At 40.2% G+C, this 23,398-nt stretch carries 24 protein-coding genes; 3 read left to right on the top strand and 21 right to left on the bottom strand.

Annotation, left to right across the window (positions count from 1 at the left end; translation table 11 throughout):
- Positions 1-234 precede the first annotated feature (234 nt).
- The 21 genes from D0907_RS04710 to D0907_RS04610 form a co-directional block, all read right to left on the bottom strand.
- Positions 235-2,337, bottom strand: a complete 2,103-nt coding sequence (locus tag D0907_RS04710) for a motility associated factor glycosyltransferase family protein (protein ID WP_118844092.1) — start codon at positions 2,335-2,337, stop codon at positions 235-237.
- 6 nt (positions 2,338-2,343) lie between these two features.
- The gene (locus D0907_RS04705; protein ID WP_118844091.1) at positions 2,344-2,640 is read right to left on the bottom strand and encodes a hypothetical protein; all 297 of its coding nucleotides are present in this window, start codon (positions 2,638-2,640) and stop codon (positions 2,344-2,346) included.
- Positions 2,630-3,052 carry a flagellar export chaperone FliS gene (gene fliS, locus D0907_RS04700; RefSeq protein ID WP_118844090.1) on the bottom strand — a complete coding sequence of 141 codons (423 nt, stop codon included), beginning with the start codon at positions 3,050-3,052 and terminating at the stop codon, positions 2,630-2,632. Before fliS ends, D0907_RS04705 begins: the two co-directional genes overlap by 11 nt.
- Before the next feature lie 37 nt (positions 3,053-3,089).
- Complete coding sequence (fliD, locus tag D0907_RS04695; protein WP_118844089.1) at positions 3,090-4,493, bottom strand: flagellar filament capping protein FliD; 1,404 nt, start codon at positions 4,491-4,493, stop codon at positions 3,090-3,092.
- A 27-nt stretch (positions 4,494-4,520) separates the two neighbouring features.
- On the bottom strand, positions 4,521-4,940 hold the full coding sequence (locus tag D0907_RS04690; protein WP_118844088.1) for a flagellar protein FlaG: 420 nt from the start codon (positions 4,938-4,940) through the stop codon (positions 4,521-4,523).
- Between the two features lie 89 nt (positions 4,941-5,029).
- A complete protein-coding gene (locus tag D0907_RS04685; protein WP_118844087.1) occupies positions 5,030-5,995 on the bottom strand; it encodes a flagellin N-terminal helical domain-containing protein in 966 nt (321 codons plus the stop codon).
- A 163-nt stretch (positions 5,996-6,158) separates the two neighbouring features.
- Positions 6,159-7,127, bottom strand: a complete 969-nt coding sequence (locus tag D0907_RS04680) for a flagellin N-terminal helical domain-containing protein (protein WP_118844086.1) — start codon at positions 7,125-7,127, stop codon at positions 6,159-6,161.
- 426 nt (positions 7,128-7,553) lie between these two features.
- Entirely contained in the window at positions 7,554-8,519 is a 966-nt protein-coding gene (locus tag D0907_RS04675) for a flagellin N-terminal helical domain-containing protein (RefSeq protein ID WP_118844085.1), read from the bottom strand.
- 346 nt (positions 8,520-8,865) lie between these two features.
- Positions 8,866-10,098 carry a flagellar hook-associated protein FlgL gene (gene flgL / locus D0907_RS04670; RefSeq protein ID WP_118844084.1) on the bottom strand — a complete coding sequence of 411 codons (1,233 nt, stop codon included), beginning with the start codon at positions 10,096-10,098 and terminating at the stop codon, positions 8,866-8,868.
- Between the two features lie 2 nt (positions 10,099-10,100).
- Entirely contained in the window at positions 10,101-12,110 is a 2,010-nt protein-coding gene (gene flgK / locus D0907_RS04665; protein ID WP_118844083.1) for a flagellar hook-associated protein FlgK, read from the bottom strand.
- Positions 12,111-12,123: 13 nt separating this feature from the next.
- The gene (flgJ, locus tag D0907_RS04660) at positions 12,124-13,080 is read right to left on the bottom strand and encodes a flagellar assembly peptidoglycan hydrolase FlgJ (RefSeq protein ID WP_118844082.1); all 957 of its coding nucleotides are present in this window, start codon (positions 13,078-13,080) and stop codon (positions 12,124-12,126) included.
- A gap of 125 nt (positions 13,081-13,205) precedes the next feature.
- Entirely contained in the window at positions 13,206-14,300 is a 1,095-nt protein-coding gene (locus D0907_RS04655; RefSeq protein WP_036970188.1) for a flagellar basal body P-ring protein FlgI, read from the bottom strand.
- Between the two features lie 12 nt (positions 14,301-14,312).
- A complete protein-coding gene (flgH, locus tag D0907_RS04650) occupies positions 14,313-14,996 on the bottom strand; it encodes a flagellar basal body L-ring protein FlgH (protein WP_036970191.1) in 684 nt (227 codons plus the stop codon).
- A 15-nt stretch (positions 14,997-15,011) separates the two neighbouring features.
- Positions 15,012-15,800, bottom strand: a complete 789-nt coding sequence (flgG, locus tag D0907_RS04645) for a flagellar basal-body rod protein FlgG (RefSeq protein WP_036970195.1) — start codon at positions 15,798-15,800, stop codon at positions 15,012-15,014.
- Positions 15,801-15,821: 21 nt separating this feature from the next.
- Complete coding sequence (locus tag D0907_RS04640; RefSeq protein ID WP_036970198.1) at positions 15,822-16,586, bottom strand: flagellar basal body rod protein FlgF; 765 nt, start codon at positions 16,584-16,586, stop codon at positions 15,822-15,824.
- A 149-nt stretch (positions 16,587-16,735) separates the two neighbouring features.
- Entirely contained in the window at positions 16,736-18,079 is a 1,344-nt protein-coding gene (gene flgE / locus D0907_RS04635) for a flagellar hook protein FlgE (protein WP_074988697.1), read from the bottom strand.
- Between the two features lie 50 nt (positions 18,080-18,129).
- Entirely contained in the window at positions 18,130-18,813 is a 684-nt protein-coding gene (locus tag D0907_RS04630; RefSeq protein WP_074988698.1) for a flagellar hook assembly protein FlgD, read from the bottom strand.
- Positions 18,814-18,826: 13 nt separating this feature from the next.
- Positions 18,827-19,258 (bottom strand): flagellar basal body rod protein FlgC, encoded by a 432-nt coding sequence (gene flgC / locus D0907_RS04625; RefSeq protein ID WP_036970207.1) that lies wholly within the window; start codon positions 19,256-19,258, stop codon positions 18,827-18,829.
- A gap of 2 nt (positions 19,259-19,260) precedes the next feature.
- The gene (flgB, locus tag D0907_RS04620) at positions 19,261-19,671 is read right to left on the bottom strand and encodes a flagellar basal body rod protein FlgB (RefSeq protein WP_036971676.1); all 411 of its coding nucleotides are present in this window, start codon (positions 19,669-19,671) and stop codon (positions 19,261-19,263) included.
- Between the two features lie 133 nt (positions 19,672-19,804).
- On the bottom strand, positions 19,805-20,635 hold the full coding sequence (locus D0907_RS04615) for a CheR family methyltransferase (RefSeq protein WP_036970209.1): 831 nt from the start codon (positions 20,633-20,635) through the stop codon (positions 19,805-19,807).
- A 21-nt stretch (positions 20,636-20,656) separates the two neighbouring features.
- A complete protein-coding gene (locus D0907_RS04610) occupies positions 20,657-21,589 on the bottom strand; it encodes a chemotaxis protein (RefSeq protein WP_036970211.1) in 933 nt (310 codons plus the stop codon).
- A gap of 142 nt (positions 21,590-21,731) precedes the next feature.
- Between D0907_RS04610 and flgA the strand changes: the two genes are divergently transcribed.
- From flgA to flgN, 3 genes are all read left to right on the top strand, one after another.
- The gene (gene flgA, locus D0907_RS04605; protein WP_036970214.1) at positions 21,732-22,436 is read left to right on the top strand and encodes a flagellar basal body P-ring formation chaperone FlgA; all 705 of its coding nucleotides are present in this window, start codon (positions 21,732-21,734) and stop codon (positions 22,434-22,436) included.
- A gap of 79 nt (positions 22,437-22,515) precedes the next feature.
- Entirely contained in the window at positions 22,516-22,836 is a 321-nt protein-coding gene (flgM, locus tag D0907_RS04600; RefSeq protein WP_036970217.1) for a flagellar biosynthesis anti-sigma factor FlgM, read from the top strand.
- Positions 22,829-23,260 carry a flagellar protein FlgN gene (gene flgN / locus D0907_RS04595; protein WP_036970220.1) on the top strand — a complete coding sequence of 144 codons (432 nt, stop codon included), beginning with the start codon at positions 22,829-22,831 and terminating at the stop codon, positions 23,258-23,260. Before flgM ends, flgN begins: the two co-directional genes overlap by 8 nt.
- Positions 23,261-23,398 lie beyond the last annotated feature (138 nt).

The following is a 23,398-nucleotide window of genomic DNA, read 5'->3' as shown; positions in this document are numbered from 1 at the left end:
AATTCCAGGCTAGCTATGAACATCCTCCTAAGTAAAAGAGAGTCGCATTGCTAAAGTTCGAGTAAATCAGTAAAGCTAATTGTTAAAAAGCTATATCACGTGTATTTAACGACAAACTTTATTGAAAATAAGTTATAGCCTATTGATAGATCATAGCAACGGTCTTAAAGATTTTAACTGTGCACTCTTGAAGCAATAAGTTAATTTAAGAAAAGCATATTACTTATAATTTCTCTACTTATGTGCTTCGTGCACTGTTTTACATTTGGTTTTCCAGTTCACTCTAAAATCACTTTTCACTTCAATTAAGAAAGCAATCCAAAGTTTATTAATCCGAGAAAAGTAATCTTTTGATATTTTTTCATCTTCAAAATAATACAAAGTAGTTAGAAGGGGGCAGAAAAAGTACAGCATAGTCCCTTTTAGCAAATTAAAAATATGGGGGTGGGCTGAGTGTTTATAAGCATATATGACGCGTTGCTGCCGATTAACTAAATTACTCGCTTCTTCACGAGATGAGTAATGACTACTCGCTAACTCAATTAAATGATCACAAAGAGACTCAAACTCATCAAAGTTAAGTTTACCTTCAAAATCATCAAAACTGACTTTTTGGAAGTTTGCTGACTTTATCTTTTCGATAATCATATCTTTATCATCGATCACTTTTGATAAAATTACATCATCCTCAGATAACGGTTGAGTTCCTGAAATTCGAGCACCCTCACCTACATTGTATACGGCCACGGATTTAGGTAACTGCCTTGCTAGTCTTTCAAGACTGTTTTTCGACATGGCCATTAAAGGTGTTGCTTTAACGGCATAATTTAAATTCGCTTCAAAGTCAATATCAGCACCAGCTGGGGCACTGTATTTTGATTTAAGGCCTGTATCAGAGTAAATACTTAGCTTCGAGTGCGTTTGACCACTTAACGAATAACCATTATCGACACCTATTAGATAAATATTTTTAAAACCTAACATTGTTGCAAAAGAAAAGGCGGTATTAGATACAAAAGGCCCACTCGCTGGTAATTCTGTAATTGGTTGTCTGTATTTTAAAAAACTATGTAGTGTCAAAAATGCGGTAGATGCTTCAGGCCCTTTTAGACCTAAACCTGCCCATTTATAAAGCTTTGGTAATTCAGGATAAATAACATCTACTGATAAAAGATTTAGCTTTTTGTACTCTTCTCTTGGCAGTATATCTACTAACACATCATATTGAGATTTAGGCCTTTCAACAATCACATGAAAATCTGGTGTTATGCCTACTTTTAATAAACTTTGGAGTGCAGTTCCGGCAGCAAATATGATGGCTTTATCTTGATTTTCTCTTATTAGATCAATAGATTGGTCTAATGAAGGACCATTCCCTACTACAAATACTGGAACATCATCTAAAAACTGATTTTCTTTTTCATTCTTAAAGTAAAATTCTATTCCGTTTTCAACATTGTAAATACTGTGGGCTAGCCCTGTAATTCCATCATTGTAAAAACCAAAGCCTTGGTGAAGCTGGTAGTAGTTTTTGAAAAAAGATTTAATTAACTCATTAATTTCTTTTGAAGGGTAATGTTGGAAACAAAAGCTATTTACTACAGCAGTAGAACCTACTTCGAGAGATATCCTGTATACCTCTTCAAAAAACGACTCATAATCAACGCCAATACTTAAAAAAAGTGAGCTTCCCGCATTATCTAAATCATGAATGACTTTTTGCCAATCAATACAAAACAAACTCGCAAAAAATAGCTCAAAGTCAGGCTCACAAATAAAAACATAGTCAAAACTGTGCTTTTTCATTAATTCAGGAATGTGATACCCCAAACCAATGCCAAAGATGAGTGCCGTAGGATAATGAGTAGGGAGACTAAATGCTAATTTATGCGAACGCTCTTTCTTCCGCTCACTTAAAATACCACTTAATTTAGACATATATTTCATGTGCAGACGATCGTCATCAGGACTTGTATCCCATTTCTGAGTTGAAAAATAGTCTGCACGACCAAAGTTTGCTTGCGAGGTGTATTTATCTACTTGTTCTTTAGCTTGGGCTTTTGGATTATCACTATATAATACAACTTCAGAGTCTTTTGGTTTAAAGTTACCATGGCCTGACTTAGTGACATGAAGGCAGAAATCTTCTCTGGGTTTATAGCTACTTACAACGTTAAAAATATCAGGATAATATTTCCTAAAGACTTCTAGGTTTAGTACAAATCTTTCATTTGCTTCTGAAGCAAACTTTTGCTCACGCTCTTCATGCGCCCTTACCTCTGTCAATTTATCTGCAAGGTGATCTAATTCTTTATCTAAACCCAAAGTGCTTTTCATCTGTTCCTACTTTATTTGGTTATAAAGGCCTACTTTCTTTTTATTTTTAACGATACTCGTTAGTTGGCTTTTAGCTTCGTTCTTCTTTAAAAGAATATCAGAACTGTATCCATCTAACTTCTGTAACAACTGATTTAATTGAGGATGAGCTTCAGATGGGATGTCACTATCTGAGTTAAAAAAACTCTCGAGCATCAAATGTAACTCATTGACTAATTCAACACAGCTTTCAATGTTTTCTTCGCTCAACGCTGACTCAACCTTTTCAAGTTGAGCTTGCAAATCATGAATATTAGCTTGCATGAGCACTGTTTTCTGAAAACGTTTTATTGCGAACTTCAACTGGGATCGCATCCCATGCAGATTTAATTTCTTTTAATAACCCAGATACTTCATCAATAATTTCTATATCATTTTTAATTGATGCATCAATGAGTCTGTCAATCATGTATGAATAAAGTGCGTATAAGTTTTCAGTAACCTCTCCACCCACTTCAAAATCTAAACATCCACGTAATGCTTCAAAAATTGCTGAGGCTTTAGATAAGTGCTCACTCTTAGCTTCTAGATTTTTTTTCTCTATAGCAACTTTAGCTAGTACCATTTTTTCTAAAGCACCAGCCATTAACATCTGGATTATTTCATAGCGATCAGCACCCGCCACACGAGTCTTAAGTGCCTCTTTTTGGTAATTTTTAACTTTAGCGTTATACATGGTACACCTTTATATCTAAAAAAGAGAAAAGCAGCGTTTACGAAGATGACTTCTTAAACCCTGGAAGGCTTGATAATTGAGCGCTCAAATAGCTTTGTGTTGACTGCATTTGCGCTAACAATACGTCTAAACCCGCATATTGCTGACGAAGTCTAGCCTCTAACTCTTCCATTCTGTATTCATGATTAATAATATCATCTTCTAAGTCATCAAGTTGCGAGTTTAAGTTAGTTTCTCGCTGATTCATGATCCCTTTAGAATCTAGATAGTTATCAAACAATGACTCTAGTTGTTTTGCTATTCCATTTTCACCTGCAAAAGCCTTGCCAATATCATCATAATTCTCATCCATCGCTTCATTTAGGCTGCGAACTAAACTAGACTTCTCAAGATAGCCTTCTTTATCTATTCCTAAGCCTATATCAAATATGCTTGAAAATGGACCTGCATCGGTCAAGGGAGTTGATAGTGCATTTACTAACTGAGAATCAAAAGAACGAATTGTAGAATCTGAGTTTAATGGTTTGCCAATTCGAGTCTGTAAACCTATTTGACCGATTAAATTGTTATAGTTTTTTATAAACTCATCAACTAGAGCTGTTACGCTTTCTCTATCAGTCTCAACGGATAGTTTCGCTGTTTCGCCATCAACACTCTGACGTTTAGCAACAATTGTCATATCCTGTACAGCATCTTTAAAAGTATTGGTGTCGTTAGTTATAGTGATACCATCAACTTTTATTGTTGCATCGCGTGCTTCATTACCCGCAGCAATAGCGATACCACCAGCTCCTCCAGCGTTTGCAACTGTTGAAACATTATCGAGTTCAGCATTATCGTTAGTAATAACTAAATCATTGCCAGTTCCAGACACACTAGAGCTAAGCACTAACTTTGATTCTGTTCCAGTATTTATAATATTAGCAGTCACACCAAAATTATTATCAGAACTGTTAATTGCGTCTCGTAAATCAGCAAGCGTGGCGCCCGCATCAAGTGTAAGATCAAAGCTCTTATCGCCAGCGGCAAATGATAATGTACCGCCTGATGCTGTCACTACATCATCTGTTGACGTAAATAGACCAGCATTAGATGTTGCTCTACTACCTTGAGCAAGTTCAACCACTTCAATATTAAAATCACCGGGTGATATGTCAGAAGTAGGTGTAACCGAAATTAAATCGCCATCATCACTCGTAGGCTGTTTGATGTTAGCAATACGCTTGTTGAAATTATCAATGTCTGCTAGCTTTTCAATTGTATCTTGAAGCGTAGACATTGCTGACTTTACTTCACCAAGTGAAGAAAGCTCGACCTGCAAAGATTGTTCTTTTCTAGCAAAAGCTTGTAATTTAGGGGTATTTTCAGCTGACAGTGTTGCACTAATAATACTTTCTAGATCAAGGCCAGAACCAACCCCTGCTGATGTAATTAAAGCCATACTAATACTCCTAAAATATCTAAATCTCTATGCAGTTCTATCGAAGAGCAAACCTTTATTGCTTAATTTATCGGCAAATTCTTCCAAAGCTTTAGCCACTTCTCGAAATTCCTCGGTAGGGATTTCTCGAATTACTTCATCGTTCTGTTTATCAAGAACTTTGATTACTGGGGGGTCACCCAATTCATCAAATTCAAAAATCAAATTTGTCGAAGTAACGGGAATATACTCATTCAGCTTTTCTAAGTTTTGCTTCACTTCAGCAATCAGATCTTTTTTATCTTTTTGCTCAGTCTTAGACTGTCTTTCTATGTCTATTGGTTCTCTTCCAGCAAGTTCCGTGCCTTTCGCGAGTTTTGCGTTATCTAACTCTGCTTTTGTGTTGTTGGCACTATTCGTTGTTGAAAGGTTTTCATTAGACCTTTGAGTTGAATTAAGATCTATCATCATAACACCTCAAAATGTTAACTCATATCAAGTATAAGCCACTTCAGGAAAAAATACCTCTGTCTAAAGTGGCTTATAAATCAAGTAAATTAGCCTAGTAGAGAAAGCGCTACTTGAGGACGTTGATTTGCTTGACTTAAGATTGACTGGCTAGCTTGCTGTAAGATTTGCATCTTAGTTAAGTTAGCTGTTTCTGTTGCGAAGTCTGTATCTTGAATACGAGAACGTGCCGCAGATAAGTTTTCAGCGATGTTTGATTGATTACGAATGGTTGATTGGAAACGGTTTTGTACCGCACCAAGTTCAGCACGCTTCTTATCAACAACCGCGATCATCGCATCCATACCAGCCATAACAGCTTGAGCATTACCTTGTGTCGATACACTGATACCTGTTTCTGTAAATACACCAGCGAAAGTATAAGTTGAAGCGGCAGCAGTACCACCTGCATCACTCACACCAGCTACCGATGACGCTAATACACTGCCAGAGATTGCAGATGCAATACCAGCGATACCTGATAGCGTGAAACCACCGTTTGCAGACATCGTGTTGGCTGTTCCACCAACATTCTGCATGCTAAAACCAATTGTTTGAACTGCATCTGCGCCGACTTGGAAGTTTGCTTCATAAGAACCATCCAGAAGGTTTTGGCCACCAAAAGTTGTATCTTCTGCAACACGGTTTACTTCTGAAGATAAAGAACGAATTTCTTCTTGAAGCGCTAAACGGTCTTCATCAGTATTTGAACCGTTTGTTGCTTGTTGAGCAAGTGTACGTATACGTTGAAACATTGATGTTACTTCATCAAGCGCACCTTCAGCAGTTTGCGCAAGTGAAATACCATCATTGGCATTACGGTTACCTTGAGTTAAGCCATTAACTTGGCCTGTTAAACGGTTGGCAATTTGCATACCAGCCGCATCATCTTTCGCACTATTGATGCGTAAACCAGATGATAAACGTTTGAATGATGTATCTAATGAGTTGCCAGAATTCATTAACTGGCGCTGTGCGTTCAATGAACTCACATTAGTATTTACGTATAAAGCCATATTAGCCTCCGCTTTATCATTTTATAGAAGAATAGCGGGATACCCCTACCCTGCTATTCAACCGACTTAGAGTCCTAGATTGATAGTTCTCTAACTCATTTATCGTCTGATAAAGCGAAAGCTTTAGCTTTATTTGTAAATATTTTAAATATTATTTAATTTTTTATCCTTGAAGTAAGCTCAACGCAGCCTGAGGTCGCTGATTTGCTTGACCCAAGATTGTTTGACTCGCTTGCTGTAGGATCTGGTTTTTTGTCAACGCTGCTGTTTCTGCAGCAAAGTCTGCATCTTTAATACGCGATTTTGCAGCTGATAAATTCTCTGAAATATTAGCTTGGTTACGAATCGTTGATTGGAAACGGTTTTGTACCGCACCAAGTTCAGCTCGCTTTTTATCAACAACAGCAATCATCGCATCCATACCAGCTAATACAGCTTGTGCATTACCTTGCGTTGACACACTAATACCTGACGCTGTAAACACACCAGCATAAGAATACGTTGAAGCAGCTGCTGTACCACCTGCATCACTGACTCCTGCAAGACTTGAAGCTAAAACACTACCAGATACTGCTGATGCTATTCCGGCGATGCCTGATAATGTAAAACCACCATTCGTAGATAATGAATTATCTGTTCCACCGACATTTTGCATACTAAAGCCGATAGTTTGTACTGCATCAGCACCCACTTGAAAGTTAGCCTCATAACTACCATCAAGTAAGTTTTGACCACCAAAAGTTGTATCTGTAGCAATACGATTAACTTCATCAGATAACTGGCGAATTTCTTCTTGAATTGCCAAACGATCTTCATCCGTATTTGAACCATTCGCAGCTTGTTGAGCAAGCGTCCTAATACGCTGAAATGTAGATGTAATTTCATCCATCGCGCCTTCAGCTGTTTGCGCAAGTGAAATACCATCATTCGCATTTCGGTTACCTTGATTAAGGCCTAGAATTTGCGATTGTAAACGGTCAGAAATTTGTAAACCTGCTGCATCATCAGCAGCACTATTAATACGTAAGCCTGAAGATAGACGTTTAAATGAAGTATCTAAATCAGTACCTGTTCTGTCCAATTGTCTTTGTGCGTTTAACGCACTAACATTAGTATTTACATATAAAGCCATAATAAACTCTCTTCTTATCTGTCAAAGTTTAGTCACTTCAAAAGTGATTTTGACAAAGTGACTCGTTACAGCGGCAAACCTAAGTCGCCTGGGGCAAAAAACTGCCACTTTGCGGGTTAGTTAGTTAACTTGAGATAAGTAGAGCAATTAGTAGGCCAATTATTTAAAAAGATAATAAAGAGAACGAAAAAAGGCTCCAAAGGAGCCTTATAAAGAGATAAGTTTAAGAGTGGGTTAAATCAACACAAACTATGGCATAATCTGTGCTTAGTAATTTATGTTCTTACAAATGTTAGAACACTACTGTCAGGATTTTGAGCGCCTCCGCTTTATAATCCTATCTTGGCGCCTTTGTTAATACCCCATTAGACAAAGGCGCTTTTTCTTTAAGTCAATATTTTGACTTCATATTCTTTAAGCTAACTATTAACCTAGAAGACTTAATGCCGCTTGTGGACGTTGATTTGCTTGGCTTAAGATTGTTTGGCTAGCTTGTTGTAAGATTTGCATCTTCGTTAAGTTAGCTGTCTCTTGAGCAAAGTCTGTATCTTTAATGCGAGACTGTGCAGCGCTTAGGTTTTCAGAGATATTCGATTGGTTACGAATTGTTGACTGAAAACGGTTTTGTACAGCACCCAATTCCGCACGCTTCTTATCTACGACCGCAATCATTGCATCCATACCTGCTAACACAGCTTGCGCATTACCTTGAGTAGATACACTAATACCTGTCTCAGTAAATACACCTGAATAAGTGTATGTTGAAGCAGCTGCCGTACCACCTGCATCACTCACACCTGCAACACTTGAAGCAAGCACGCTACCTGAAATTGCAGATGCAATACCTGCGATACCTGATAATGTGAAACCGCCGTTTGCAGACATTGTGTTAGCAGTTCCGCCTACATTTTGCATACTAAAACCGATAGTTTGCACCGCATCAGCACCCACTTGGAAGTTTGCTTCGTAGCTACCATCTAGTAGGTTTTGACCACCAAACGTTGTATCAGCAGCAACACGATTAACCTCAGAAGATAGTGAACGAATTTCTTCTTGAATAGCCAAACGGTCTTCATCTGTGTTTGAACCGTTTGATGCTTGTTGCGCCAAAGTACGAATTCGTTGGAACATTGATGTTACTTCGTCAAGCGCACCTTCAGCTGTTTGCGCTAGAGAGATACCATCATTCGCGTTACGATTACCTTGGTTTAGACCATTAATCTGTGATGTTAAACGGTCAGAAATTTGTAGACCTGCTGCATCATCAGCTGCGCTGTTGATACGAAAACCTGATGATAAACGTTTAAACGAAGTATCAAGTGAGTTACCTGAATTCATTAATTGTCTTTGAGCGTTTAATGAACTAACATTTGTATTTACATAAAGTGCCATGATATTTCTCCCGAAGTAAACTTATCATTTACTCTCAAACTTACTCTAATTAAGCGGTAGCGGTTATTTGCTACGCTGCTTGGTTAATTAAGTTATCGGTCCGCTCAAAAAATCCTTTAGCTATTTTTATAAAAAATTTAAAAATATTTCTAATACTATGAATTTAAACAGTAAAAAACATCAACTTTTTACTGTTCAAAATTAAACCACAGCAAACAAGCAGTAAAAAATTGGGTGACATTAAGTCTAAAGAAATAAAAACGAATACTTAAATGACGTAGAAAGGGATATTTTAAAAGTGGTTTTTAAAAGCTAAGCTCAAAAAATGAGCTTAGCTTGGGGGAAATTATAAATAATCAAATAGCGAAAGGTTTGCTAAACGACCAAAAGTTGCTTGGGATGCTTGCAACGCCGTTTCTTGCTTAGTGAGTTCAGTAATAGCTTCTGCCATATCAAGTTCAACAAGCTCTGCTTTCGCTGCTTTATTGCTAATATCTAAATCACTATTTGATTGCTCTATTTTTTCTGCCGTATTTAACCTGCCACCCAGGCCAGCTTGAACCAACGACACCTTATTTTTAGCATTCTCTAATTGCACTATTGCATCAGCCAATACTTGGTCAAACTCATCCTGAGTTAAATCAGGATTGGTGAGCCCCGCAATTAAGCTATTTAAAGTATTGAGGGCGTTTTCTTTTTGTGGGGCTTCTAATTGAACGTCAATCTGCCCATTAGCAACTGGCTCAACAGAAATTTCCATACCTTGGTAGATTATTTTACCGTTTTCAAAACTACCACTGTCAATAGCGGTTCCGCCAAGCTCGACCACAAAAGTATTTGGGGTGCCAGTTGTGGTAATAAAGCTCAGGGTATTCGCATTGGCTGCTGCCGTCGGATCTGCGTTGTAATTGGCTTTGTGAAATTTATCAAACTCAGCTTGCTCAGTGACATATATTTTAGAACTGGTTATGCCGCCTGAAACTGTACCATCGTTCGACACCACATTTAAACGTGCATCGACTTTTTCAAAAGTATCATAGCCATTATCACTTGATTTTATTTCAACACCTTCTGCGACCTTTATCTTATGTTGACCTTGGTCGCCACCATATTGATAACTACCCGATGTACTATCATAAGAATAAGCAGGGGTATTATCTTGATAACCAGAAAAAATATACTTACCGTCTTCTGTTTTCGCATTCATTAAATCAAGCACGGTACTTTGCAGTGCTTTTACTTCTTCAGCAATGCCTTCGCGGTCAATATCACTATAAGCGCCATTACCTGCTTGGATTGATAAGGTATAGGCAGATTCAAGTGCACCTTTAATATTCTGCAGTACACTTTCTTCTGTGGTTAATCGACTCGTTAGCATTGTAATGTTTTTGCTGTACTGCTCGTTACCCTGAATGCGGTCACTGTAAAGCAATGCACGTGCTGTAGCAGAAGGATCATCTGCGGCTGTTAATACGCGCTTTTGCGTATTGACTTGCTCTTGTGCTTTACTGACATTTTGTTGACTGTTAAGAATAGAGTTAAGGTTATTCTTATACATCATGTTATTTGAAATACGCATAATTACCTCGCCGCACTTAATAAGGTATCAAAAATAGTACGCGCTGTTGCAAGTACTTGTGCTGATGCTGCATACGATTGTTGGAACCGCAGTAAATTGGCTGCTTCTTCATCGAGGTTTACACCTGACAGAGATTCGTACCACGCTTCTGACTGCTCTGCGAGCGCATTAAATGCTGCGCCGTTCGTTTGCGCTTGACTAGTAATAACACCAATATCGGTTACGATCCCCGAATAAGCCTGATTAAATGTTTGATGATTATCAGCCGTGCTACTCGCTTCAACGTTTTGACGCACTAACTCACCATTTTGTAGGTCGGCAAGTAATAAACCATTACGGTTATCATCGAAACCACCCTCATTGAACTCAACAGTAAACGTATCACCTATTGCAGGTGTACCTTCGATATTAAAATCAAACCCGTAAGTATCGTAAGGTGCTCCCGCTTGCGCAAGAATATTTTCTGCAGGTGGCGTAATCGTAAAAGTACTGGTGCCATTGCCGTCGGTAATTTGATATTCGTTAGCATTGGCGGTTTTTACCAGGGTAATATCACCGTTTGCTAAGCTCGGTGGTGGACCTACCGCAATTCCACTTGAATTGGCAATATCTGATACAGTTCCAGCTGAAATACTCGCGTCGCTGTTATTATTAATATCATTTGCGGTGCGAATGGGTGAAGCCAGCGCTAAATCTTCTGGACGCTCTGTTGCCAATTCTAAGCTTGTTGCTGCCTGTGAATTTAATTTAATTTGAAATTGATCGCCTGCGTTTGCGGTACCAGACACATTTAGCTGTAAACCGAAGGCTTCGCCACCGGTGATCGTTGATGAATCAATCACACCGCCAACCACATTTGCTGTTGATGCGGTGCCTACCGGTTCACCTTTATTATCGATTGCCTGAATTTCAACTGTCGATGCGCTGGTGTAAGTAACTATAAAATCACTGGCAGGCAACTCACTGCCCTTACCAGGTTCAAGTGTTGCCGTCATGGTCGATGAACCGGTATTAGCTTGATAACCAAAACCATTCACCGTTGGAATGGCAAAAATATCACCACCAATTTCACCATTTGCGTCCATACCAAGACGGTTTTGCTGATTAAAGGCATCAGCAAGGGCTAAGCCCATTTGGCCTAATTGATTCTGGGCTGGCACTAAAATGTCATCACGAAATGACAGTAAGCCGCCTATTTTGCCTTTAAGTTTACTTACATCAACCTCAAGCGGCACGGCTTTGCCACCATTAACATCTAAATGTAGCTCTTTGAAGCTAGGATCGGGATCGCCAGTAAATGAAAACAGGTTAAATGTACCGCTTTCCATCACTAATGCTTGACCAGATCCCAAATAGACTTGTTTCTCACCGTTATTACCGTTGAGAGTTTCTACATCAATGAGTTCTGATAAGTCACGAATTGCTTTGTCGCGCTCGTTGTACAGTCCGCTAGACGCTGACTCACGATCAGTGCCATGCACCGCGGCAATTTTAGAGTTCAATTCGCTAATACTTTGGATTAAGTTATTTGCTTCGTCCGAGAAAATTTCTAATTGCTCATTCACAACAGTCTGCTGGTCAACCACGATGCTTGAAAGCCTGTCCATTTGATCAATGAGGTTTTGTGCATCTGTCATAACCAGCGAACGCGCCACCGTCGATGAAGGCTGATTTAAGCTTTCTTGAACATTATTAAAAAACGAGTTAATGCTGGTTGATAAGCTATTCGACTCTTCAGAAAACAAGCTATCGACTCGGCTTGCTTCTGTTACAAACTGATCAAAAAATGCTTTATTTGACGTATCACGATTTAGCTGTTTTTGAGCAAACTCATTGAGTAAACGATACGTTTCACCCCGACCAACTTGGTTGTCGATCATGGTGCTGAACTCAGTGCGCTCACGAACATAACCCGCTGTATTTACATTGGCTATGTTTTTACTGGTCGTTTGTAAAAGCTCAGAATTCGCTCTTACACCTGAATTTGCTATGTCATATAAGCTGAATGACATGAGGACTTACTCCTTAACGTACCAATGAAGCAGCGACGCTTTGAAGCTCAACACGCTTCAATACCTGCTTAATTTTGTTGGCATAATTTGGATCAGTTGCATAACCTGCTTTTTGTAACGAATCTAAAAAGGCTGCAGGTTCTGCGGTGTTTTTTAGTGCGTCTTGATAACGTGGGTTTTCATTTAAGAAATCAACAAAATCATTCACACTGTCTTTAATTGACTGATAAGAACGGAAGCTTGCATGCTTTTTAACAGGCACACCTTGCTCAAACTCAAGCGTAACTTTACTTGCTTTGTCACCTTGCCAGCTCTTATCAGATTTAATGTTAAAAAGGTTATTACTACTGGTGCCATCCGCTTTACTAATAATATGCTTACCCCACCCTGTCTCAAGCGCAGCTTGAGCAACCATAACAGCAGGGTTTAAACCAATTTTTTCAGCCGCATTTTTTGCGTGCTCCCAAACAGAGCTAATGAAAGACTCAGCATCTTCAAAGCGGTTTTCTGATTGCTCATCAGTGGCAACTTCAGCCATTGAGTGTGTTTCTGGCTTAGCTTCTTGATTACCGCGAACACGCTTATCGCTATCAAACTCCGCGGTTGTTCTTAACACGGAACCAGGAGTAAATTTCTTACCGTCGGGCGATAGCTGCTGCACAATAAGATCAGCCAAACCCAGTGAGCCGTTAGAAGACAACTCAACAGAAAGCTGTTGATCATGCATTTCTTCAAAGAATTTTACGCCACTCGAGTTAAACGGACTGTCTTTGTCTTCAAAGGCTTCATTAGCCTTACGCATGCTTTTAAGCAGCATTTGCGTAAAGATAGATTCAAATTGTGCCGCCGCTTTTTTCAGCGCCTCTTTTGACGCATCGCTAGAGGCATCACTTTTTAGAGCACTTTGACGCAATGAGTCTAAGTTGCCTAAATCAAAAAAGTTTTGCTTGTCGAGATGATTCGTATCCATCAGCTTTTTGACACAATAATTAATAATGCATAATCAAATGCAATAATTACGCCAAAAGAGGATTTATCAGATTGAGGGGAGGTAGAAATGAAAAAACGCGCTGAGCTCAGCGCGTTTTTAATTGATTATATAATAACAAGTTGCCCGTTTATGGCTCCCGCCTCTTTCAACGCTTCAAGGATAGCCATTAAGTCACCTGGGGCGGCACCAACTTCGTTTATCGCTCTCACTAAATCATCAAGGCTAATACCTGGATTAAACACAAAAGCACGAGAGTCATCTTCATTAACATCGATAATACTTTGGTTTGTCACCACCGTCTCGCCTTCGCTCAGTGCATTCGGCTGCGATACGTTTTGCTGCTCAGCAATGGTCACGGTTAATCCACCGTGGGTAATTGCAGCTGGCTGTAATTTTACGTTTTTACCAATAACAATGGTGCCCGTACGTGAATTGACAATAATTTTTGCCGCAGTATCAGCCGGTGTGAACTCTAAGTTTTCAAGCGTTGATAAATACGATACGCGCTGCGATGCATCGCGCGGTGCAATGACACGTACAGACGCTGCATCAATTGCTTGAGCACTGTTTGGCCCAACTAAATCATTAATAGTTTGCTCTAGGCGCTTTGCCGTTGTGAAATCTGGACGATTCAAATTAAAGGTGATGTAGTCACCTTGCATAAACGGGCTTTTAACAGCGCGCTCAACCGTTGCCCCATTCGGAATTCGGCCAACGGTGGGAGTGTTTATAATCACTCGGCTGCCATCAGCACCTTCTGCGCCTAAGCCCCCCACGACCAAACTGCCCTGTGCAATGGCATACGTATTACCATCAACCCCTTTCAAAAAGGTTTGTAATAACGTACCACCGCGTAAGCTTCCTGCACTGCCAATTGAAGACACGGTAATATCAATGGTTTGACCTGGTTTTCTAAACGCGGGTAACTCGGCATGTACAGCAACGGCTGCAACATTTTTAATCTTTGGTTTTAAGTTCGCAGGAAGCGTGATACCGAAGCTATTTAACATCGCTTTAAAGCTCTGCTCTGTAAAACGACTTTGCTCGCCCGTGCCAGGTAAACCCACCACTAAACCATAACCGACTAATTGATTTGAGCGTACACCCTCAACCATAGACACATCTTTAACTCGCTCAGCCTGAACAGAAAACTGTACGCTAATTAAGCAAAGAGCAATAATGTATTTAAACCCATTCATGATTTGTATCCTCTAAAATGGGAAAATAGAACTGCTAAAGAAGCGAGTTAACCAACCCGCACTTTGCGCTTCTTGAAGTTGACCTTTACCTGAGTATTGAATGCGCGCATTCGCAACTCGGTTTGAAGTCACCGTATTATCTGCTGTCACATCTTGGGGACGCACTAAACCTTCAAGACGAATAAACTCTTCACCGGTATTTAAAGTAAGCCACTTTTCGCCACGGATCACTAAGTTACCGTTCGGCAAAACTCGCATAACATTAACTGAAATATCACCAAATAAGCTGTTCGATTGATTCGATTTAGAATCACCTTTAAATGATGAATCTGAACCAATACCAAATTGGATACTATCACCACCTATATTCACAGGATTGCCGCCTAAACCAATGACTGGGTCAAGGCTTGCGTCGGTTTCTTTATCGGTTTCGGTTTTCGCCGCTTTGGTTGCCTGAGTCGATTCTTGCAGTTTAACCGTGATGATATCGCCTGCCCGCAACGCTTTTTTATCTGAATACAGGTCATTTGATAAATAACTATCAAATAATGAACCAGTGGGTACCATTTGCTCTGCTGCAGGCTCTGGGTACATTGGCGCATAGTAAGGGTCATCCTGAACCACATGGTTATTTTGTGTTGCCATACAACCACCGAGCAATAACGCTGTTGATGTGACTAAGATAATGTTACGCATGCTGCCTCCTACCCATTATAACTGTTGGTTAATGTAACTAAGCATTTCATCAACAGCCGAAATCACTTTTGAATTCATTTCATAAATTCGCTGTGTTTCAATGAGGTTAACGAGCTCTTCTGTTACATTCACATTTGAAGTTTCAAGTGAACCTTGTACAACAGTTCCTAAACCATCAATACCGGGATTACCTTGCACAGGAGCCCCACTTACAGCCGTTTCGGTGTAAAGGTTTTGACCCATAGGCTCAAGGCCAGATGGATTGATGAAATCACTGATAGTTAGCTGACCAATAACAACATTGTCAGCTTGGCCTGAGATACGCACCGACACTTCACCATCTTGTGATACCGTAATTGATTGTGCATCGTCTGGCACATTCATCTCTGGTTGCACAGGAAAACCGGCTCCCGCGGTAACAATGCGGCCATCTTCATCGGTGGTAAATTGACCATTACGCGAATAAGCGATATTGCCATCTGGGAGTAAGACCTCAAAAAAGCCCGGTCCTGAAATCATCCAATCCAATGAATTTTCAGTGGTAAGCATGTTACCTTGTGAAAAGTTCTTTTGGTTAGCAACCACTTTCGCACCCGCGCCTAACATCAAACCTGATGGCATTTCAGTGTCTTGTGAGGAACGACCACCTGGCTGATTAATATTTTGATACAGTAAATCTTCAAATACGGCGCGGCTTTTTTTGTAACCGACCGTGCTGGCATTCGCGAGATTATTTGAGATCACCGAAATATCGGTTTGTTGGGCGTCAAGCCCGGTTTTACTGATCCACAATGCAGGATTCATAACTCTACCCTCTCAGTCATCTTAAACAATGCGTAACAGCTGATCTTGACGTTCATCAATTTCTTCCGCTGTTTTCATCAATTTAACTTGTAATTCAAATTGGCGTTGATTGCTGATCATATCGACCATTTCATGTACGGGGTTAACGTTGGACATTTCAAGGGTGCCCGAAAGCACTTTTACATTATTTGAAATGTCGCAAAACCCACATAAATCATTTACCAACATGTCTGGCTTTGGCCTAAATAAGCCATCATTGCCTTTTTCTAGTTGATTGTTATCGGCTTCGATTACCTTTAAACGATCAACCACTTCTAAAAAGTTTGCAGGTGCCCCTTGTGGACGCACCTGAATTGACCCATCAGAACTAAATTCAATCTTCTCGATTGGTAAAGGCAAAATAATGGGGCCACCTTCGCCAATAACTTGACGACCATGACTGGTCATCAATGCGCCATCGGGAGTAATATTCAGCGTGCCTGTTTTGGTATAGGCTTCATTGCCCGATGCATCTTGTACGCTTAACCAACCCCGATCACTCATGGCAATATCAAGTTCTCGGCCTGTTTCAACAAAACCACCCGACTCCATGTTAGAACCTGGGCGCTCTTGCATTGCGAATACACGCGATGGCAAGCCTTCGCCAAATGCTTGCATTGAGCGTGCTTGTGCAAAATCAGCTTTAAAGCCAGTGGTGTTTGCATTTGCTAAGTTGTTTGCCTTTAATTCAAGGCCACGCAAGCTTTGCTTTGCACCAGACATGGCAATGTAGACCATTTTGTCCATAACATTGACTCACTAAAAATACGATAACTATGAAATGCAATAAAAGTGCCAAAGTAAAATTGACGCGGAAATAAGAAAAGGAAAATAAAAAAAGGCTGCCAATAGAGGGGGCAGCCTTTCGTGTCGGATTAAGCTTAGAGCCGCTAAAATTAACGGATCTGTAAGATATTTTGTTGTAATGTTGAGTTAACTTCTAAGGCACGTGAGTTCGCCTGGAAATTACGCTGTGCGCTGATAAGGTCAACCAGCTCATTCGTTAAGTTAACGTTTGATTGCTCAAGTGCTGATGAGTTAATTGAACCCAATGTGCCTGAGTTGGGCTCACCCGCAATAGGCTCGCCCGAGGTTAGGCTTTTCTTCCAAGAAGTGTCACCTGCTTGTTGTAAGCCTTGAGAGTTTGAAAAGCGCACCATAGCCACTTGGCCTAAGAATGAAGTATCGCCATTGCTGTATGAAGCAACTACTTTTCCATCTGCACCAATATCAATGCCCGCTAAACGACCGACTGTCGCACCATCTTGCTCAAGTGCTTTTACTTCAAAGTTACTAGCGTATTGCGTAGGCACTTTATTAGCGGTGCCTGCTTCATCACGCCAATTAACCGTGATTTCATTCGGGAACTGTGCGCCATTACCAAGTAGTGTCGATAAACCTGTCGAAGCATCTGAAGGCAAAATAATGTCATCAAATGTGGTTTCTGGAGCGGTTACGTTCGGTAAACCCGCCGCCGTGAACTCAAGTGTATCAATTGGCGTGTGTGCACCTGTGCCCGTTGCAGCACCTGAAGCATCAAACGCTTGACCATCCATTGTGGCGTACACTTCCCACGTATTTGGCGTTGCTGTAGGGTCTTGCTTTACAAAAAATAACTGTACAACATGCGGCTCACCTAATGAGTCATAAACAGTTGTTGAAGTAGACGAGTTATAGCTCGTGCTATCAGTTGGATCAAAGGTTGTCGTTGTTGGCGTATCGACACGTGCGTCTAAATTCATTGAGCTGTAGATATTACTCGTATGACGAGGCGAACCTGAAGCATCAGGAATTTGAATCGGTGAAGTAGTACTTAAACTTACCGACGTCGTATTACCCGTTGATGGGTCAACAGGGAAACCTTGCAAGTAGTTACCATTGGCATCAACAACAAAGTTATCTGCATTTAATTTAAATGCACCCGCACGCGTATATGTAAAGTCTTGTGATGCGATGTCATCACTCATCGCAAAATAACCTTCCCCTGTGATTGCTAAATCAAGTGAGTTATTTGTGAATGATAACGACCCTTGGTGAAACTGTTGTGCAACCGTTGCTGTTTTAACACCGTCGCCGTTTTTTGTTTTACCAGAACTAAATACTGACGATGCGTACACATCAGCAAACTCAGCACGCGACTCTTTAAAGCCCGTTGTGTTTACGTTGGCAATATTATTTGCCGTTACGTCTAAATCTTTTTGTGCGGCTGCTAAACCTGTTAATGCAATATTGAAGCTCATAACTCACCTCTAACCTATCTCTTAGCCTAAGCTAACCCAAACCTTTTTAATTATGCGATTTCAGCTATATCAGTTAGCCTAACCGCACCCTCTTTTGTATTTACGATAATGCCGCTGCTGCCATTAATATTGACACTTTCAATGTTCTTAAAGGTTGCCAGAGGCATGCTGCTGTAGTCTCCATTTACGAAGCCTTCAGCGCTAATATTGTATTCGCCTTCAGGAAGAACATTGCCCTCACCATCTTTACCATCCCACTCGAAACGGTGAGCACCGGCAGATTTCGATCCTAAATCAATAGTGCGAACTAATTGTCCCGTCGAATCAGTGATTCTTAACGTAAGAGATTCAACAGTTGTTTCTGCCACAACGGAACCTTTAGCTAAATTTTCGCCATCAAAGTCAATAGTCTCTGACTCAAGCAATGCTTGCTTACCCACTAACGTTGACGCTTGTAATGCCGAATTTGATGTCATGGATGCAGTGAGTGACTCAAATTTTGTGTTTAAATTTGAAATACCTTCTGCCATGGTAAAGTTCGTCATTTGCGCAATCATTTGATCGTTATCAGCAGGATTGCTCGGATCTTGAAACGACAACTGCTGCGTTAACAACGAAAAGAAATCTTCTTGAGACAGTGTATTACTGTCTTCTTTTGCTGTTGGCGTGTTTGTCTCATTCCAACGCAAGCTATCCATATAGGATGATGATGCAGAGCTGATGTCGTTACTCATAACTTATCCTCGATTACCGTTGTCCTAACAACAGTGTTTTACTTAACATTTGCTTAGCTGCATCAGCAACTTGCACATTTGTTTGGTAAGAGCGAGAGGCAGAAATCATATTAGCCATTTCTTCTACAACGTTGACATTTGGTTTATAGATATACCCATTTTCATCCGCGCTGGGGTGATTCGGGTTGTATTCTATTTGTAGCGGCTTATCGCTCTCTACAATGCCTAATACTTTAACGCCAACAGAAGAGCCCTGCGGATTACTTTGCGATGCTGACGCTTTTGTAAGTTCAGCAGCAAACACAGGATGGCGCGCTCGGTATGTCTGGTCTTGGCTTGAGCTAATTGTATTTGCATTCGAAATATTACTTGCTGTGGTATTTAAGCGAACATTTTGTGCGCTCATACCCGTGCCCGAAATATCAAAAACATTATATAAACTCATGATTAAGCTCCTTGACTACCGAGGGCTTTTTTAAGGCCTTTAATTTTACTACTCATAAATTGCAGGCTTGCCTGATACTCTAATGAGTTTTGTACATACAAGTTTCGTTCCACTTGTATATCAACAGAGTTACCATCACCTGTATCTGCTTGATTTGGCGTACGAAACATTTCTGAATTACCAACAAATCGACTGCCACCGGCAAGGTGTTTCTCATCCGTTCTTACCATGCTATTGCCGCCGTGCTGGTTGCTTTTTGCCGCTTTTAATGCGGATGCAAAATCGACATCTTTCGCTTTATAGCCCGGCGTATCAGCATTAGCGATATTTGTCGCTAATAACTCAGCGCGTTGTGAACGGATCAACATGGCATGAGGATGCACACCGAATGCTTTATCAAAACTGATAGCCATAACCATCTCCAAAAATTTGACTCTCCTTAGCTAATGCAAAAGGTAAGCCAAAAATTAAGCATGATTATTTTATAATTAAGGTGTTGATATATAATGAAATTAGCAACCTAAGAACTAGGTTGCTAAGGAAAGATTACTTTTTCTGGTAGATGATACCCGGATTACATCGCACCATATCAAAACTGTCACTAAGGCCAGCCATTGACTCTGAAGCGCCTAAAAACAGGTACCCTTTTGGATTAAGTGCTTGCGCAAATTGCGCGATAATTTTTGCTTTTACTTCGGGTGCAAAGTAGATCAATACATTACGGCAAAAAATAATATCAAATTTACCCATCAAGGCATACGAATCCAATAAGTTTAAATGCCTAAAACTGACCATTTTCTTTATTGGATCAACTACTTGAGCCATACCGTTACCACTGTCTTTAAAAAACTTTTGACGTCTTTCAACAGACAGGCCACGTGCCAAAGCCAGTGAGTCATATTCTGCGTTTTTGCACATATCAAGCATAGTATTAGAAATATCTGTGCCGATAATTTGTGCGCCCATTTTTAAAACGCCAGGTTGCTTAGATTGAAACTCAGCAACCGACATGGCAATAGAATACGGTTCTTGACCTGATGAACTTGCCGCTGACCAAATTTTAATTGGACGACGCAATTCTTTGAATTCAGGGAAAAGTTTAGTTTTAAGCAATTCAAATGGGTATTGATCACGAAACCACAAAGTTTCGTTTGTTGTCATTGCATCAACCACTGCGGCACGAAGCTGCCTCTCGTGAGGACTCAAGGTTTTACTTACCAACTGTGACAATGACTCAACATTAAAACGCGCCATCAATGGCGCCAAGCGACTTTTCACTAAATAAAGTTTGTTATCGCCTAGTACAATGCCACATTGTTGCTCTAAAAAAGAGCGGAACTGATCGTATTCGCTTTGTTGTAAGTGCTTATTTTCCAAAGTAATACCACCTATAAATAATTAATCACAATGAACCCACTTTTTAACGGCAGTCGCTAATTCGTCTGGGTTAAATTTTGCAATAAAATCATCGGCACCCACTTTTTCTATCATCGCTTGATTAAAAACACCACTGAGTGATGTATGCAAGATTACATGCAAAGGTGATAATTTTGGATCGGCCTTAATTTCTGCGGTTAAGGTGTAGCCATCCATTTCTGGCATTTCAACGTCTGAAATTAACAAGCCAACTCGCTCAGTAATATTATTTACACAATCAAGTTCTGCTATTTCACGTAAGCGTATTAAAGCTTCTTTACCATTTTTAGCGAGTTCAGTTTGTACACCGAGAGGTTCTAACGCACGTTTTACCTGATTACGCGCAACGGCCGAGTCATCAGCAATAAAAACGATTCGCTCCCCTAAATCTTTTTGGATTTCTCCCTCACCAATCACATCCGCACTTACTTCAGTGTTAACAGGGCAAATTTCGTTAAGGATCTTCTCGACGTCTAAGATTTCTACCAGTTCGTTTTCTATTTCAGTGACCGCGGTTAAATAAGAGTAACGCCCTGCACCTGAAGGTGGCGGCATAATTTTTTCCCAGTTCATATTAACGATGCGCTCTACGCCACCGACTAAGAACCCTTGCACTGAACGATTGTATTCCGCAATGATAATAAAACTATCTTTGATATTTTCAATGGCAGGACCGCCAACAGCCATTGATAAATCGATAACAGAAATGGTTTGACCACGAATGTGTGCAACACCACGAATATAAGCATTCGATTTTGGCATGTTTGTAAGCGGTGGACATTGTAGAACCTCTCTTACTTTAAACACGTTAATACCAAAGCGTTGTCGCCCTCTGAGTTTGAATAATAGTAATTCAAGGCGGTTTTGCCCAACCAACTGTGTACGCTGGTTTACTGAGTCTAAAATGCCTGCCATTTCAATCTCCTAAAGATAAACAACCAGAGCCGGAACAATAATTGCTTACTTTGTGTTAAAGCTACATAAGGTTACGAAGCGTCTGTTTTTTGACGCAAAATATTTATACCTTGTTTTCAACAATAAGCATAGTCGAAACAATATGAGTTTGTTAAAAAAAAGCCGAAGATACAGTGTTTTTTATTTTCTTTCTAGCTTGTTATTTGCCACGCATCTACAAGCTGAAGTGTATAATAACGAGCAACTTCAACAAATCGCTATTGATTTTGTCAGCGAGCAGATCCCCGATCTCGATACGGCACCGCAAGTAAGTGCATTACCACTTGATAGCCGTATTCCAGAAAGATTGTGTGAATCGCCATTAAATAAAACATTACCGACAGAACCTCCTTTTAATCGGCAGGTTACCGTACAACTTAAATGCGATGACATAAATAGTTGGACTCAATATGTGCATGTTCGCATTATTGAGCTGGAACCCGTTGTTGTCGTAACAACCAATTTAGCACGCGGTGAAGTAATTAGAGCAGAGCATTTGCGCTTAGAGATGAAACCTAAGCAGTTTGTAAGAACGCAATATGTTCAAGAAAAATCAATGCTTGTCGGCAGTCGTAGCAAGCGCAATATTCGCAGTGGTGTGCCTATTGTAATGAGCCATGTTTGCATGGTGTGTAAAGGCGACAATGTGACTATTTATGCTTCACTGCGTGGCTTGAGGATCAAAACAACAGGTATTGCGCTTGAAGATGGCACATTAGACGAATTAGTACGTGTAAAAAACAAAAAATCAGGTAAAGTATTAAATGCACGTGTGGATGGTGTTGAGTCTGTGCAAGTGAATATTTAATTTTTTATATTTATGCTAAAGTATCCGCTGTGCCCGCCGATATATAGGCATATGTTGGGTAATGTATAGGTCAAAAATTATGGTAAGCAATGTCAATAATGGTCAACAACAAACTTCTGTGTTGACGAATACCAAGCAAAAAAATCTTGATTTACAAAAAGATAACGCTAACGCGGCAGCGGCAAAATCGACAGCGCCAAAAGCAAGTGCAGATTCGGTAAGCTTAACGCCTCAGGCTAAACAACTTAAATCTTTACAAGATAAAGCTGAACAGTCGTCTGGCTTTGATAGCAATAAAGTGGCTGAGTTAAAAAAAGCAATCAGCGAAGGTAAATACCAAATTGATGCTGAAAAGTTAGCTAAAAATATCGCCGCATTTGAGTTTGATGTGTATGGCTGATCATAATCATTTAATCGCCAGCAAATTAACACAACAAGTCACTTGTTTAGAGTCTATTGCTGTGCTTTTGGATGATGAATTAACAGCCATTGCTGCAAAACGTGGTGAGGGGCTAAAAAGTATTGCCCAACAAAAAGTCTCTCTACTACAGCAAATTCAGTTAATAGATAAAGAAGTGCAAACGCTGGTTAGCAAAAATGACTCGCCAGATGATGAAGTAAACGAACTCATTTCTAAAGTAAACTCTCTTCTTGCAGCCTGTAAAAAGAAAAATGATGTGAATGCACATGCAGCTCATCAAGCCCAGCTTAGTGTTAAGCAACTAAAAGATATCTTGATTGGCGCACCTTCATCGATGACCTACGATCAAGGTGGCAGTGTGATTCAAGGCGATAAAAAAATAGTGCATAACCTTAAAGCATAATGCCCGTTACTCGTTTCTAGCTACTCGTTTCTCGTTTCTCGTTACCCGTTGCTCGTTACCCGTTGCTCGTTACCCGTTGCTCGTTACCCGTTGCTCGTTGCTCGTTACCCGTTGCTCGTTACCCGTTGCTCGTTACCC

This window comes from Pseudoalteromonas lipolytica (assembly GCF_003515105.1).
Classification (GTDB): Bacteria; Pseudomonadota; Gammaproteobacteria; order Enterobacterales; family Alteromonadaceae; genus Pseudoalteromonas; species Pseudoalteromonas lipolytica.
Note: the sequence above shows the minus strand (reverse complement) of the source record. Positions and strands in the feature narration are given on the sequence as shown.